Origin of the sequence: Bacillus sp. PS196, from assembly GCF_037963555.1 — a bacterium.
GTDB classification, from domain to species: domain Bacteria; phylum Bacillota; class Bacilli; order Bacillales; family Bacillaceae; genus Bacillus; species Bacillus subtilis.
Window position 1 is genome coordinate 2,854,703 of record NZ_CP150159.1, and the last position, 12,685, is coordinate 2,867,387.

General features: G+C 44.6%; 14 protein-coding genes and 1 other annotated feature. Of the genes, 2 read left to right on the forward strand and 12 right to left on the reverse strand.

Going from position 1 to position 12,685, the window contains the following annotated elements:
• Positions 1 to 10: 10 nt before the first annotated feature.
• From araB to NST79_RS14935, 4 genes are all read right to left on the reverse strand, one after another.
• The gene (araB, locus tag NST79_RS14920) at positions 11 to 1,693 is read right to left on the reverse strand and encodes a ribulokinase (RefSeq protein WP_003229500.1); all 1,683 of its coding nucleotides are present in this window, start codon (positions 1,691 to 1,693) and stop codon (positions 11 to 13) included.
• A gap of 13 nt (positions 1,694 to 1,706) precedes the next feature.
• Positions 1,707 to 3,197: an L-arabinose isomerase gene (araA, locus tag NST79_RS14925; RefSeq protein ID WP_003229499.1), complete on the reverse strand. Its 1,491-nt coding sequence runs from the start codon at positions 3,195 to 3,197 to the stop codon at positions 1,707 to 1,709.
• Positions 3,198 to 3,374: 177 nt separating this feature from the next.
• Positions 3,375 to 4,346 carry an arabinan endo-1,5-alpha-L-arabinosidase AbnA gene (abnA, locus tag NST79_RS14930; RefSeq protein ID WP_024573508.1) on the reverse strand — a complete coding sequence of 324 codons (972 nt, stop codon included), beginning with the start codon at positions 4,344 to 4,346 and terminating at the stop codon, positions 3,375 to 3,377.
• Positions 4,347 to 4,543: 197 nt separating this feature from the next.
• Positions 4,544 to 5,629 (reverse strand): M42 family metallopeptidase, encoded by a 1,086-nt coding sequence (locus tag NST79_RS14935; protein WP_003229495.1) that lies wholly within the window; start codon positions 5,627 to 5,629, stop codon positions 4,544 to 4,546.
• Between the two features lie 183 nt (positions 5,630 to 5,812).
• On the opposite strand from NST79_RS14935, the gene ysdB reads away from it, so the two are divergent.
• On the forward strand, positions 5,813 to 6,205 hold the full coding sequence (ysdB, locus tag NST79_RS14940; RefSeq protein ID WP_029318219.1) for a sigma W pathway protein YsdB: 393 nt from the start codon (positions 5,813 to 5,815) through the stop codon (positions 6,203 to 6,205).
• A gap of 15 nt (positions 6,206 to 6,220) precedes the next feature.
• Here the strand turns inward: ysdB and NST79_RS14945 are convergent, their stop codons facing one another.
• From NST79_RS14945 to infC, 4 genes are read right to left on the reverse strand one after another with little or no spacing between them, the layout of a single operon-like run.
• Positions 6,221 to 6,490 carry a DUF1294 domain-containing protein gene (locus tag NST79_RS14945; protein WP_003229490.1) on the reverse strand — a complete coding sequence of 90 codons (270 nt, stop codon included), beginning with the start codon at positions 6,488 to 6,490 and terminating at the stop codon, positions 6,221 to 6,223.
• A gap of 56 nt (positions 6,491 to 6,546) precedes the next feature.
• Positions 6,547 to 6,906 carry a 50S ribosomal protein L20 gene (rplT, locus tag NST79_RS14950; protein ID WP_003222420.1) on the reverse strand — a complete coding sequence of 120 codons (360 nt, stop codon included), beginning with the start codon at positions 6,904 to 6,906 and terminating at the stop codon, positions 6,547 to 6,549.
• Positions 6,907 to 6,937: 31 nt separating this feature from the next.
• On the reverse strand, positions 6,938 to 7,138 hold the full coding sequence (gene rpmI, locus NST79_RS14955; protein ID WP_003222418.1) for a 50S ribosomal protein L35: 201 nt from the start codon (positions 7,136 to 7,138) through the stop codon (positions 6,938 to 6,940).
• A gap of 12 nt (positions 7,139 to 7,150) precedes the next feature.
• On the reverse strand, positions 7,151 to 7,672 hold the full coding sequence (gene infC / locus NST79_RS14960; protein WP_010886591.1) for a translation initiation factor IF-3: 522 nt from the start codon (positions 7,670 to 7,672) through the stop codon (positions 7,151 to 7,153).
• Between the two features lie 58 nt (positions 7,673 to 7,730).
• Positions 7,731 to 7,861: a sequence feature (ribosomal protein L20 leader region), on the reverse strand.
• A gap of 257 nt (positions 7,862 to 8,118) precedes the next feature.
• On the opposite strand from infC, the gene NST79_RS14965 reads away from it, so the two are divergent.
• The gene (locus tag NST79_RS14965; protein ID WP_032726368.1) at positions 8,119 to 8,781 is read left to right on the forward strand and encodes a hypothetical protein; all 663 of its coding nucleotides are present in this window, start codon (positions 8,119 to 8,121) and stop codon (positions 8,779 to 8,781) included.
• Positions 8,782 to 8,812: 31 nt separating this feature from the next.
• Here NST79_RS14965 and lrgB read toward each other — a convergent pair whose 3' ends face one another.
• From lrgB to lytS, 4 genes are all read right to left on the reverse strand, one after another.
• On the reverse strand, positions 8,813 to 9,508 hold the full coding sequence (lrgB, locus tag NST79_RS14970; protein WP_003229482.1) for an antiholin-like protein LrgB: 696 nt from the start codon (positions 9,506 to 9,508) through the stop codon (positions 8,813 to 8,815).
• A gap of 21 nt (positions 9,509 to 9,529) precedes the next feature.
• Entirely contained in the window at positions 9,530 to 9,970 is a 441-nt protein-coding gene (gene lrgA / locus NST79_RS14975) for an antiholin-like murein hydrolase modulator LrgA (RefSeq protein WP_014477620.1), read from the reverse strand.
• 132 nt (positions 9,971 to 10,102) lie between these two features.
• The gene (gene lytT / locus NST79_RS14980; RefSeq protein ID WP_019712907.1) at positions 10,103 to 10,828 is read right to left on the reverse strand and encodes a two-component system response regulator LytT; all 726 of its coding nucleotides are present in this window, start codon (positions 10,826 to 10,828) and stop codon (positions 10,103 to 10,105) included.
• The gene (gene lytS, locus NST79_RS14985; protein ID WP_033884115.1) at positions 10,806 to 12,587 is read right to left on the reverse strand and encodes a two-component system sensor histidine kinase LytS; all 1,782 of its coding nucleotides are present in this window, start codon (positions 12,585 to 12,587) and stop codon (positions 10,806 to 10,808) included. Before lytS ends, lytT begins: the two co-directional genes overlap by 23 nt.
• Positions 12,588 to 12,685: the final 98 nt, after the last annotated feature.

Here is a 12,685-nt window from a genome sequence, read left to right on the forward strand (position 1 = left end):
TCACCCTTTATCAATTCTTTTTGGCGGCAGATGAAAATTGAAGATTTTTGATCGTTTTCAGACGCTTCATGACATGGTTTTCTTTTCCGAAATAATGAACCAGCTCTTTATATTCAGCGTACAATTTTTCATAAACCGCGGCGTTTTCGGCATTTGGCGTATAAGTTATATCTTTCAGTTTTCCCATGTTCGCCGCTGCCTTTTTGATATCATCGTAGCCGCCTTTTTCTTTGCCTGCTGCAAGCGCGCCGAAAATGGCAGATCCTAAGGCTGGGGCTTGCGGTGAACCAGAGATTTTAATGTCCATGTTTGTCACATCCGCATAAATCTGCATGACAAACGGGTTTTTCTCAGCTATTCCGCCGGCTGCGAACAGTTCCTCAATCGGAACACCGCTTTCTTTGAATGTTTCGATAATCATCCGGGTTCCGTAAGCTGTCGCTTCAACTAACGCTCTATAAATCTCTTCAGGCTTCGTCAGCAGTGTCATGCCAAGCAGCATCCCTGTTAAATCTGCATCAACAAGAGTTGAACGGTTTCCATTCCACCAATCTAAAGCAAGCAAGCCGCTTTCACCAGGCGCTTGATGGTTTGCTTTCTCACTCAGCAGCTCATGAACGCCAATGTTTTTTTCCTTTGCTTCCTCTTGATAAGCTGGCGGGACACATGTTTTCACAAACCAGTCAAAATGATCGCCGACACAGGACTGCCCGGCTTCATATCCCGCATAGCCCGGGAGAATTCCGTTGTCCACAACGCCGCACATTCCTGGAACGATATGCACCTCTTCACCAAGTAGAACATGGCACGTCGAGGTTCCCATAATCATCAGCATTTTCCCTGGCTCTGTAATGCCGACCGCCGGTACCGAAACATGAGCGTCCACATTGGCAACCGCAACAGCCGTTCCCGGGAGAAGCCCTGTCAGCTTTGCCATTTTTTCAGTCAGACTGCCGGCTTTTTCTCCTACTGAATGAATAGAACCTGACAATTTGTCCTTTGTAATCGTTTTCATTGAAGGATTTAATTTCTCAAAGAAATCATCTGACGGATACCCCGCTTTTTCACTCCACATCGCTTTATACCCTGCGGTACAATTGCTTCGCTTGAGCGAGCCGCACAGCTGGTACACGATCCAGTCCGCAGCCTCGATGATCCGGTCAGCCGCTTCATAAATGTGAGGCGCTTCCTCGGCAATTTGCATGACCTTTGGAATCATCCATTCTGATGAAATTTTTCCTCCGTACCGCTGTAAAAAAGCCTCTCCTTCTTCTTCCGCGATTTGATTGAGCCGATCAGCATGTTTTTGGGCCGCATGATGCTTCCAGAGCTTCACATAGCTGTGCGGCTCCTCTTCATATTCAGGCAGCATGCATAACGGCTGCCCGCTGCTGTCAATAGGAAGGATCGTACATGCCGTGAAATCAATTCCAATCCCGATAATGTCTTTCGGGTCAACGCCCGTCTGTTCGAGTAAAGACGGAATGGTTGTTTCCAAGACTTCGAGGTAATCAGCAGGGTGCTGCAGCGCCCAGTCACGCGGCAGCTTTTGACCCGTTTTTGGAAGGACGGTATCAATGACAGCATGCCTGTATTCTTTTACAGCAGCCGCAAGTTCCTCCCCTGTTTGGACATGAACGAGCACTGCTCTTCCTGATAAAGTTCCAAAATCAACCCCTATTGTGTAAGCCATGTGACATCCCCCTCTACTTTTGAAGCCGGTAAAGCGCCTCGTTCCATTTTAACTCGTGTTTCAGTTTATGAATTGTCGTATCACGGGAAATGAGAACACTTTCGATTCCCGCCATTTCCGCCCAATCAAGCATTTGCTCCGCTGTCAGTTCATAAGACAGGCAGGTATGGTGTGCACCGCCGGCTAAAATCCATGCCTCCGCTGCTGTTTTCAATGACGGCTCCGGCTTCCAGAGAACACGGGCAACCGGTAAATTCGGCATGTCTTTTTCAATTTCCTGGCCGTTGACTTCATTCAGCACAAGGCGGAAACGCCCGCCAATATCAACAATGCTAGCTTGAATGGCAGAACCGCTGATGCCGTTAAATACCAAACGCGCAGGGTCCTCTTTGCCGCCAATCGAAAGCGAATGAACCTCGATTTTCGGCTGATCCAAAGCGACAGTCGGACACACTTCAAGCATGTGAGAGCCCAGAATCATTTCATTTCCCGGTTCAAAATGGTACGTGTAATCTTCCATGAAGGAAGTTCTTTTTCCTTTAGCCATGATTTTCATCATCCGTACAAGGGCCGCTGTCTTCCAATCTCCTTCACCGGCAAACCCATAGCCTTTCTCCATCAGGCGCTGAACGGCAAGTCCCGGCAGCTGTTTCATTCCGTGCAGCACTTCAAACGATGTCGTAAACGCTGTGTATCCGCCTTGCTCAAGAAAAGCGGTTAATCCAAGTTCAATTTTCGCCTGTTCTTTAATGGACGCTACCTTTGCTTCGTCACGTTTTGTTTCCTCACTGATCACATATAGTCTGTCATACTCGGCATAAAGCGTGTCAACCTCGTCGTCCGTAATGCGATCCATCACTTCAACGAGATCCCCGATGCCATATCCGTCAACCTGCCAGCCAAATTGAATATGCGCTCCCACCTTGTCTCCGTCCGTTACCGCGACATGACGCATGTTATCTCCAAATCTGGCAACCTTAATATGTCTGCTTTCATTTAATGCAGCCGCCGTATCCATCCACTGGGACATTTCTTTTTTCACTTCTTCATCATCCCAATAGCCGGCAATGACTTTTCGGCTAAGCCCCATTCTCGAGTTGATGTAACCGTACTCTCGATCGCCATGCGCGGATTGGTTGCTGTTCATAAAATCCATGTCAATCGTACCCCACGGGATATCGCGATTATATTGGGTATGCAAATGCATAAGCGGTTTTTGATAAGAGGAAAGGCCTTCTATCCACATTTTTGCAGGGGAAAATGTGTGCATCCATGTAATGATGCCAGCACATGTCTCACTGTACTCCGCTTCTCTTAACAGCTCTCTAATGGTTTCCGGTGAAGTGACGACGGGCTTATGAGTGATTTTATATCTGGAAGAAATCCCGCTGAGCCCCTCACAAATGCTTTTAGCATGCTGATCTACGAGTTCCAGCGTCTCTTCCCCGTATAGGTGCTGGCTTCCTGTCACAAACCAGAATTCATAATCCTTTGTCTGAAGCATGTAAACTGCCCCTTTCTCATAAAATAAAACGCTTTCAAATACAAAAGATACGTACTAATGATAGAAAATAAACCTATAAATAAATATTTGTACGAACAATTTTATTATAGTAATTGACTATTATACTGTCAATCTTTTCTTTTAAAAAAAGCCGGGGGCAGAGCCCGGCTTTTTGATTCAATAGGACGGCCAGCCCGAGCTCCAATTCAAATCATTGATAAGAAGCTTTGGAATGCCGTTGTCATTGGCATCATAGGCATGGCGAACAAGAATGTTTCCGTTCACAATATCCTGGCCTCCAGGTCCTTTCCATTGGTCATTGCCCGAATCCAAAATGGTGCCTCCGCCTTCAAGCATGCTTTTTCCGCTTTTATCAAGATAAGGGCCTGTAATGTTTTTGGATCTTCCGTAAGCAATTTTGTACGTACTGTTTACCCCGTCACAGCATTTATCAAATGAGACCATTAAGTAGTAATAGCCATTTTGATACGTAAGAGTAGGAGCCTCAAGCGCCCCGCCATTATTCGGTCTGGCAGCAATCGAATAGAGCGAGCCTGTAGGCTTCATCGTACTCTTATCGAGCTTAGTCAGCTTAATGCCGCTCCAAAACGAGCCGAATGCAAGCCACGGGTTGCCATCCTTGTCGAATGTCAGCTCCGGATCAATGGCGTTATAATTATTTGAACTTGTCGAACGAATCACCAAGCCCTCGTCCTTCCAGCTCCCCGAACTGATGCTTGTTGAAGATGCCAGGCCAATGGCAGATGTATTGCTTCCAAAAGAAGAAACGGAATAATACAGCCAATACTTGCCGTTATAGTATTGGATGTCCGGCGCCCACTGGTTTTGACCATAATTCGGCACATAATTGGACCACCACGATAGCGGTGTACTGAAAATGGATTTTTGTACGGTCCAATTTTTAGCGTCTGAAGACTTCAAAACCCGCAGTCCCCGTTCTTCAGTAAGCCCTGTTCCGAGCGCATACCATGAGCTCCCCTCTTTAATCATAGTCGGGTCATGAAGCAGCTCATTGGATGCACCCCAAAACGCTGCCTCTGCGGGAGCAGCAGAAGTGAATATCAAACCTGCAGCCAGAGCTGCACTCGAAAAATGTAAGAAACGTTTCCATGTTTTTTTCTTTTTCAATTTTGTTTAACCTCCTTTATATTAGAAAGCGCTTACAAATTAGATTGTTTATCCTCCCTTCCTGTCAAATCGAGCTGCGTATCGTATATCGTCATGTTCAGGAAATTTTCGGTATCCCCTTTATTGTAGTCACTATGCTGTAATTTGTACAGACAAAAAAATAGAATCCGCCTCAATAGGCGGATTCTTCCGTATCTTTATTGGTACGTAATTTCGTCAACCGTTTTTCGGTCTAACTTCTTAATGACTTCTGTAATTAACTTTACCGCGTTTTCATAATCATCACGATGCAGCATGGCCGCGTGCGTATGAATGTAGCGGGTTGCAATGGTAATGGACAGCGCAGGAACGCCATTTGCCGTCAAATGGATGGCACCCGAATCAGTTCCGCCGCCGGCAATGGCATCAAATTGGTAGGGAATGCCGGCTTCCTCTGCAGTTGCCACAACTGCATCACGCAAACCTTTGTGAGAGACCATGGATGCATCGTAAACGATAATCTGCGGGCCTTTGCCCATTTTGCTCTGCGCTTCCTTCTCGGAAATGCCAGGCGTGTCTCCTGCTATCCCTACATCAACACCAAACGCAATATCAGGCTGAATGGTGTGTGCAGCCGTTTTCGCTCCCCTCAGCCCAACTTCCTCCTGCACGGTTCCGACGCCATACACTATATTTGGATGGTCTGTGTTTTGTAAGTTTCTTAACACATCAATTGCAATCGCACAGCCGATGCGGTTGTCCCACGCCTTTGCGAGTAGGAATTTTTCATTGTTCATGACCGTAAATTCAAAATGCGGAACGATCATATCTCCCGGAAGTACCCCCCACTCCAAGGCTTCTTCCCGGCTTGAAGCTCCAATATCAATAAACATGTCTTTTATTTCCACTGATTTTTTTCTTGCTTCAGGAGACAAAATATGAGGCGGCTTAGATCCGATAACCCCAGTGATTTCTCCTTTTTTTGTGACAATGGTGACCCGCTGGGCAAGCATAACCTGAGCCCACCAGCCGCCAACGGTTTGAAAACGGATAAAGCCTTTATCTGTGATTTGTGTCACCATAAAGCCGACTTCATCCAAATGTCCGGCGATCATAATTTTCGGGCCGTTTTCTGCACCAGTTTTTTTGGCAATTAAACTGCCCAGGCGATCTGTTGTCACCTCATCAGCAAATGGTTCTATGTATGATTTCATCACTTGCCTTACTTCTCTTTCATTGCCCGGTATGCCTTTTGCATCTGTTAAATCTTTCAGCATGGTCAATGTTTCATCTAATTTTGCCATGTTCCAAACCCTCCTTCATCAGTCCTGCATTCTTATTATACAAAACATAGCGCTAACCATACGACTATTTCACTTGAAAATCGGGTATATGTTTTTACAGCTTTCTTTTAGAAAAAGTGAAACCTTTTTCTATACTTTTCGTATTACATCAGATCATCACCATAAGGGAGGTGCCTTCACACAATGTTTGTCATGGTTCTAAGGATTATTTTGCTTGCACTTTTTGCTTATTGTATTTATGCCGTGGTCAAATATGTCGCGAATCCTAAGAGAAGGCTTAAGCTGGCCCAATCAAAAGAACATTTTTATATTATTGATGAACAAAACAATACCAGGAAGAATTTTCAGCTGACGTATAAAGGCGTGCTTTTTGAGGGAGAAAAGCATATTCCTTCCAAGGATCATCCGCTGTTTATTCACACGATCTTTGTCTGGACAGAATCTCCTGAGAAGCTGAAGCATTTCTCTGCAAAAGATTTTGAGAGCATTGAAGAAAAAGTGCTGGAACGATATCCAAATTGTAAGATTGACTGGGACCAGCCCATTAAACTCGCAAAAAAAGCAGAAGAGCGTTAAACGCTTTTCTGCTTTTTATAAATCAAACGGGCTGTAGTAAATAGCGATGAGAATCGCTTCAATTACCAGAAGAAGCGGTACTCCGTACTTAAAAGAAGCGTGTTTCGTTTTATGTCTGAAGGTTTGCATGCCAAGCCAGACACCGAGCGCTCCAAACACGATGGCTATCAGCCACAGCCGGTCTTCAGAAATTCTCCACTTGTGCTGCTGCGCTTTGCGTTTGTCAATGCCCATCACCCAAAAACCGCACAGATTAATCAACACCAAATAAGCAGCAATAATCATGTTGCCTCATCCTTTATATAGAAAAAGCCGCTCTGCTGGAGAGCGGCTCTATATGATTACTTGTTTAATTGAGCTTTAGCAGCATCAGCAAGCTGATTGAATGCAGTAAGATCGTTTACAGCAAGATCAGCAAGCATTTTACGGTTTACTTCGATACCAGAAAGCTTAAGACCGTGCATTAAACGGCTGTAAGAAAGGCCGTTCATGCGAGCAGCTGCGTTGATACGAGTGATCCAAAGTTTACGGAAATCACGTTTTTTCTGACGACGGTCACGGAAAGCATAGTTTCCAGATTTCATGACCTGCTGGTTAGCTACTTTGTATAATGTATGTTTTGAACCGAAATAACCTTTTGCTAATTTAAGAACCTTTTTACGACGCTTACGTGTAACAGTTCCGCCTTTTACTCTTGGCATTGAATTTCCCTCCTAATTGTTCCTTATCCGATTACTTGATGTTAGCAAGCATTTGTTTGATACGTTTGAAGTCTCCTGCGCTTACAACAGCACTCTTGCGAAGCTTACGCTTTTGCTTTTGAGATTTGTTGGCGAATAAGTGACTTGTGTACGCGTGAGAACGTTTTAACTTCCCAGAACCTGTCTTTTTAAAACGTTTAGCAGATCCGCGGTGAGTTTTCATTTTTGGCATGGGATTTCCTCCTTATTGCTTTTCGTTTTTCGGTGCGAGCATTAAGAACATGCTGCGGCCGTCCATTTTTGGTTTTGTTTCGACTGTCGCAACCTCAGCACATGCTTCGGAGAAACGGTCTAATACACGCTGACCGATTTCTTTATGAGTGATTGCGCGTCCTTTAAAGCGGATAGAAGCTTTCACTTTATCGCCTTTTTCAAGGAATTTAATCGCATTGCGCAATTTCGTGTTAAAGTCATGCTCATCGATTGTCGGACTTAACCGAACTTCTTTTAAGTTAATGATTTTTTGATTCTTGCGTGCTTCTTTTTCCTTTTTCTGCTGCTCAAATCGGAACTTACCGTAGTCCATGATTCGGCAGACAGGCGGTTTTGCATTCGCTGCAACTAACACAAGGTCAAGATTTGCGCGGCCGGCGATTTCAAGTGCTTCCTGACGGGACTTGATTCCAAGCTGGTCGCCATTTTGTCCGATTAAACGGACCTCACGTGCACGGATACCCTCATTAACCAATTGATCTTTGCTAATAATGAGCCACCTCCATAGTTTCTTCGAATTGATTCACAACTCATTTTGAATGCATTTTGCAGGCAAACAAAAAGTGTGGGCATTATAAAACACCCACACTACGAACATCTGTATCAATAAAAATGTACGGTCAACCTGCCAACTACATGCATGTGTCAATCAGGTGAGAAGCGGGTGCTTCTGCTTGTGATTTATATTCAATTCAATAACTATTCTACACAATACCGGATCTTTAGTCAAGGACGACTTATCCGGAACAACTTTTACATTGTAACATGGGTTTTCTATGAGCGCAAGAGAGAAAAAGAAAATCTTTCATCCCCACCCAGAATACAAAGAACCAACAATTCCCCCCTTATTTCGCAATTTACAACAAAACCACCGACAGGAAGAAATGTAAAACAAAGTTAATCTCTGACCGATATAAGAAGCAGAAGGGAGCCTGACACATGAACAAACTGATACAGCTTGCTTTATTTTTCACATTGATATTAACCGGTTGCTCGAATAGCAGCACATCTTCCGAATCAAAAGTCGAAACTGTTAAGACAACTGCAGCATTTCCTCAAAAGGGGCTGGAGAAAGAGCTAAAAAAACTAAAACCCGTTTCATTGGACATGAAGTTCGAGAGTCCACTTGCTACTGAGTTAGGAAAGCGGAAGGCAAAAGAAGAAGCTGAAAAGCAAAGACAAATCGCCGCAGAGAAAAAGCTTGAAAAAGAGCGGGAGGCGAAACGAAAGAAACAGCAGGAGGAAAAAGCAGAGAGACAGCGATTAGCAGAGCAGCAGGCGGCAGAGAATCAGCGATTAGCGGAAGCAAAAAGACAAGCTGAACTTGAAAGACAGCGGCAGGCAGCAATCCAAAAAGAGCAGAAAGCGAACGCTGAGAAAAAGCGGCAATCACAGGCACAACGGCAGCAGACCGAGGCACCCTCATCTAATAGTAAAAATCCACCATCTCCCTCGAGTCAGACAGATAAAACCATTCAACAGCCAGCTTCAGAGCTTCCTGATGACGATGGTTATGGTTATGAAGAACGAAAAAAGTGGCATGACGATCAAGTAGAATGGGGCATTAAACAAGGGTATATCGATCCCGAAGACGCACCATAAAATAAAAAAAGCCAAGGCATTCAGCCTTGGCTTATCCTCCGATCAGCTGCACGAACACAGGGATGACCAGAACCGTTACCACTCCTACTACGACAACAGCAATACTTGCCATCGCAGCTTCAACTTCTCCCATCTCAATCCCGACCGCTACACCAAGTGCATGTCCGGATGTTCCAAGAGCCAATCCTTTAGAAATCGGATTTTTCACTTTAAACACCTTCAAGAACAATGCTCCGAGCGCATATACGATGACAGCGTTAAAGATGACCGCAAAGGCTGTGATGTCGCTGATGCCCCCGATGCCTTTTGATAAAGGAAGCGCAATTGCCGTTGTAGCCGCCTGCGGAAGCATGCTTTTCATTACGGCCGAATCGAGATGAATGCCTTTAGCAAGCAAATAAACAATCGTGACAGAGCAGATAGAGCCTGCAATAATGGAGGCCATGATTTGCCACCAGTATTTTTTAAGCTTATCTCTTTGTTTGTACAACGGAATTGCAAATGCGATCGTTGCCGGTTCAAGGAAAAACTTAATGATCTCTCCCCCGTTATTATAATCCGCGTAGGAAAAACCGCCGATTTTTAAAAATGCGATCCCCAGCACCATGGCAACAAACAAAGGAGTGAAAAGGAAGAAGCCTTTCGTTTTCTTAAATAAAAAGGTGCCGATGCCGAATGCAGCAAGTGATACGACAATCCCAAAATAAGGACTCATTGTGCTTTCCATGTGAAGAACCTCCTGTTTCCCTTAATGGTGAACGAGTTCGTTATTGTTCTGCGGGCTTTGCACTGTTTTTGTTTTCATGTCCGCTGCGGTTTTGCGTTTTCCGCTCAGCGACAGAATCAGCTGAGAAAACAATCCCGTAGCCCCCAGCAGAATAATCGTTGCGAGCAGAATGACAAGAACAATTTGCAGGCCGTATTGCTGCATCACACCAAGCGAATTCATAACAGATATACCTGACGGAACAAATAAAAATCCGATCAGAGAGGTTAAAGACGTTCCGAGCGTTTCCACTTGTTCCAGTTTAATGACTTTCAAACATAATAGGAGAAATAATAAGACCAACCCTACAACCGATGCCGGGATAGGTATTGGGACAATAGCGGCAATCATATTTGAAACCAGCATAATGACGGCAAAAATAAATGCTTGTGTTAAAAACCCGTACACTTTTTTAGCACTCATTTTCTTCACCTCTTTCTCTTTGGTACCCTCATTATAAATAAGAATTCCTGTTATAAAGCGCTTACAAGATAACATGCCGAATAGCGGGTCTGAGTTGCAGAATCAAATGGCTGAAATGCAAAAAGCCGCCCATCAAATATGGAGCAGCTTTTTCAATTCCTTCGCATATGTCCGGCTGACCGGTATTTTCGATCCGTCTTTCATGATCAGATTATACGTTGAATTAAACCATGGCTGAATTTCTTTAATATATTCGGTATTCACGACAAAGCTCCGATGGACGCGGATAAAATCAGAATCCGGCAGCTTTTTCTCAATCACAACGAGTGTATCGCTGACCGTATAAGAATGATCGAAGGTTTTTACATTGACATGACCATCTTCTGTTCCGGCATAGATAATGTCCTTCGTATCCACAATCACAATCGATTCCCCCACAGATAGCGCGAGCTTGTGCTGGCCGGCATGGCTGTTTTGCTCTATTTCTACAATATCCCGATTGACTTTTTTATATTTTTTCAGCGTTTGCTGAATTCTTTCTTCATCGAAAGGCTTGGTTAAATAATCAAGAGCGTCCACCTCAAACGCTTTGAGCGCATACTGGTCATACGCTGTCGCAAACACAACAGCAGGAGGATGCTTCATTTTCTTCAATCGCTTTGCGATATCAAAACCGTTTTCTCCGGATAAATCAACGTCTAGAAACAGCAAATCAGGTTTTTGATCCATCATTTGGTCAAAAGCGGATTCGATATTTTCCGCTTCATTGATTTCCATTTCCTCATTGGTCCGCTTAAGCAAGTAAGCCAGTTCATCTCTTGCCAGCATCTCATCATCAACTATTAACACCCTGAGCATGTTCTTCTCCCTCTTTCATCTGTTGCATTGGCACTTGAAAGGAAACCTCTGTCCCTTTATGAACCTCACTGCTGATATGCAGTGCAGCCTGCTGTCCGAATAAACCGATCAGCCGCTGATTTAGGTTATAAAGCGCTGTACCGGTTCCCTCCTTAGACGGAAACGGTTTCTTTCCCAGTTCCGGCAAGACGTCCGGCGGAATTCCGCGTCCGTTATCCGCCACCTTCATATAGACGGATGCATTATCAGATAAGACACAGACTGTAACCTTGCATATGTCTTGTTTTTTCGGAAACGCGTGCCGAAGCGCGTTCTCGACAAGCACCTGCAAAACAAACGGAGGGATTTCAATCTGCTCCAGTCTTGTGTCGATCTTAAGCTCAATTTTATATTTCCCGGGAAAACGCGCCTGTTCTAATGACAAATAGGCGTTTAGATGGTTCAGCTCCTTTGAGAGCGGGATCAGCAGCTGTCTCGCTCCTTGAAGGTTTGAACGAAAATAAACACTGAGCTGCAATAGGAGCTTACGGGTTTTTTCAACATCTGTACGGCATAACGCAGAAATCGTGTTGATCGCATTAAATAAAAAATGCGGATTCACCTGTGCTTGAAGCGCTTTAATTTCAGCATCCTTGAGAAGTTTGCTTTGGAGCTCTGCTTCCCCAAGCTCAAGCTGTGTCGAAAACAGCATGGCCAGCCCCTCGGCAAGTTCCTCCTCTACCTGACTCAGGCCTGCCGGGCTTTTAAAGTACATTTTTAAGGTGCCGATTGTATTGCCGTTCGATGTCAGCGGCAGGACAATTGCAGCGTGCAAAGGGCATTCAGCATGCGTGCATTCAATCTCTTCCTGCGAAATCGCCTTCATAATATGCCCTGTTTTAATCACCTTTTTGGACAGCCCGGTGATCAAACTTTTCGATGGGATGTGGTGATCCATTCCCGCACCGACATGCGCAAGGATCTTTTCTTTGTCAGTGAGAGACACCGCATCTGTTCCTGTCAGCTTATGGATAATAGCCGCTACACTTTTACAGGAGTTTTCATTTAATCCTTGGCGAAAAAATGGAAGTGTCTGATCAGCAATCGTCAGCACTCGATGCGTTTCGAGAGCCCTTGCCTGTTCTTCCTTGCGAATGATCGCTTGAATAATAGACAGAAAAATAAAACTGCCTGTTCCATTGATGAGTATCATCGGAATTCCGATCATGCTGACAAGCTCCCAAGCGTCACTGAACGGCTTTGCCATCAGCAAAATAATGATCATTTGCAGTGACTCCATGCCGATTCCCACAAGAGCGGCGATGCGCGGTGTCGGCATTCGATATCGCTTCGTAAAATACCTGCCGATCAAGCCTGCAAGAACACCCGCTAAAATAGATGATACGGCACAGCTTAAAGCCGTGCTGCCACCGAGTGAAAAACGATGCAGGCCCGCCAGTATGCCGATCCCAGCCCCTACAAACGGACCTCCGAGAAGGCCCCCGATTTCCACGCCCAAAATACGGGTATTCGCGATAGAGCCCGATGGATCTATCGTAAACACCCAGTCATTGTTTACAATCATATTTCTTTGAATTTCGATGCCTGTATAATTGCTGATGATGCTGAAAAGAGAAAAAATTGAAATTAAAATCGCTTTTCCTTTATAGCCGTCCTGATTCTGAAGAGCTTGTCTGAAAAGTTTCGTATGGGCGAGAATGAACCCTAATATAACAATAATCCCCACTCTCTCCAGCATCATAATCATTAAATGAATCATTCATGTCACCTGTTCTTTCCGTTTTCATTCTAGCATGTTTTCGTTTTACGGCTGACTGTTTTTTTAAAATCGTCTGAAAACATATTTCACAAGGCTTT

Excerpts from the sequence above, each read along its gene's own strand:
- araB (WP_003229500.1), bottom strand. The coding sequence starts at position 1,693 with ATGGCTTACACAATAGGGGTTGATTTTGGAACTTTATCAGGAAGAGCA.
- araA (WP_003229499.1), bottom strand. The coding sequence starts at position 3,197 with ATGCTTCAGACAAAGGATTATGAATTCTGGTTTGTGACAGGAAGCCAG.
- NST79_RS14935 (WP_003229495.1), bottom strand. The coding sequence starts at position 5,629 with ATGGCAAAATTAGATGAAACATTGACCATGCTGAAAGATTTAACAGAT.
- ysdB (WP_029318219.1), top strand. The coding sequence starts at position 5,813 with ATGTTTGTCATGGTTCTAAGGATTATTTTGCTTGCACTTTTTGCTTAT.
- NST79_RS14945 (WP_003229490.1), bottom strand. The coding sequence starts at position 6,490 with ATGATTATTGCTGCTTATTTGGTGTTGATTAATCTGTGCGGTTTTTGG.
- rplT (WP_003222420.1), bottom strand. The coding sequence starts at position 6,906 with ATGCCAAGAGTAAAAGGCGGAACTGTTACACGTAAGCGTCGTAAAAAG.
- rpmI (WP_003222418.1), bottom strand. The coding sequence starts at position 7,138 with ATGCCAAAAATGAAAACTCACCGCGGATCTGCTAAACGTTTTAAAAAG.
- NST79_RS14965 (WP_032726368.1), top strand. The coding sequence starts at position 8,119 with ATGAACAAACTGATACAGCTTGCTTTATTTTTCACATTGATATTAACC.
- lrgB (WP_003229482.1), bottom strand. The coding sequence starts at position 9,508 with ATGGAAAGCACAATGAGTCCTTATTTTGGGATTGTCGTATCACTTGCT.
- lrgA (WP_014477620.1), bottom strand. The coding sequence starts at position 9,970 with ATGAGTGCTAAAAAAGTGTACGGGTTTTTAACACAAGCATTTATTTTT.
- lytT (WP_019712907.1), bottom strand. The coding sequence starts at position 10,828 with ATGCTCAGGGTGTTAATAGTTGATGATGAGATGCTGGCAAGAGATGAA.
- lytS (WP_033884115.1), bottom strand. The coding sequence starts at position 12,587 with ATGATTCATTTAATGATTATGATGCTGGAGAGAGTGGGGATTATTGTT.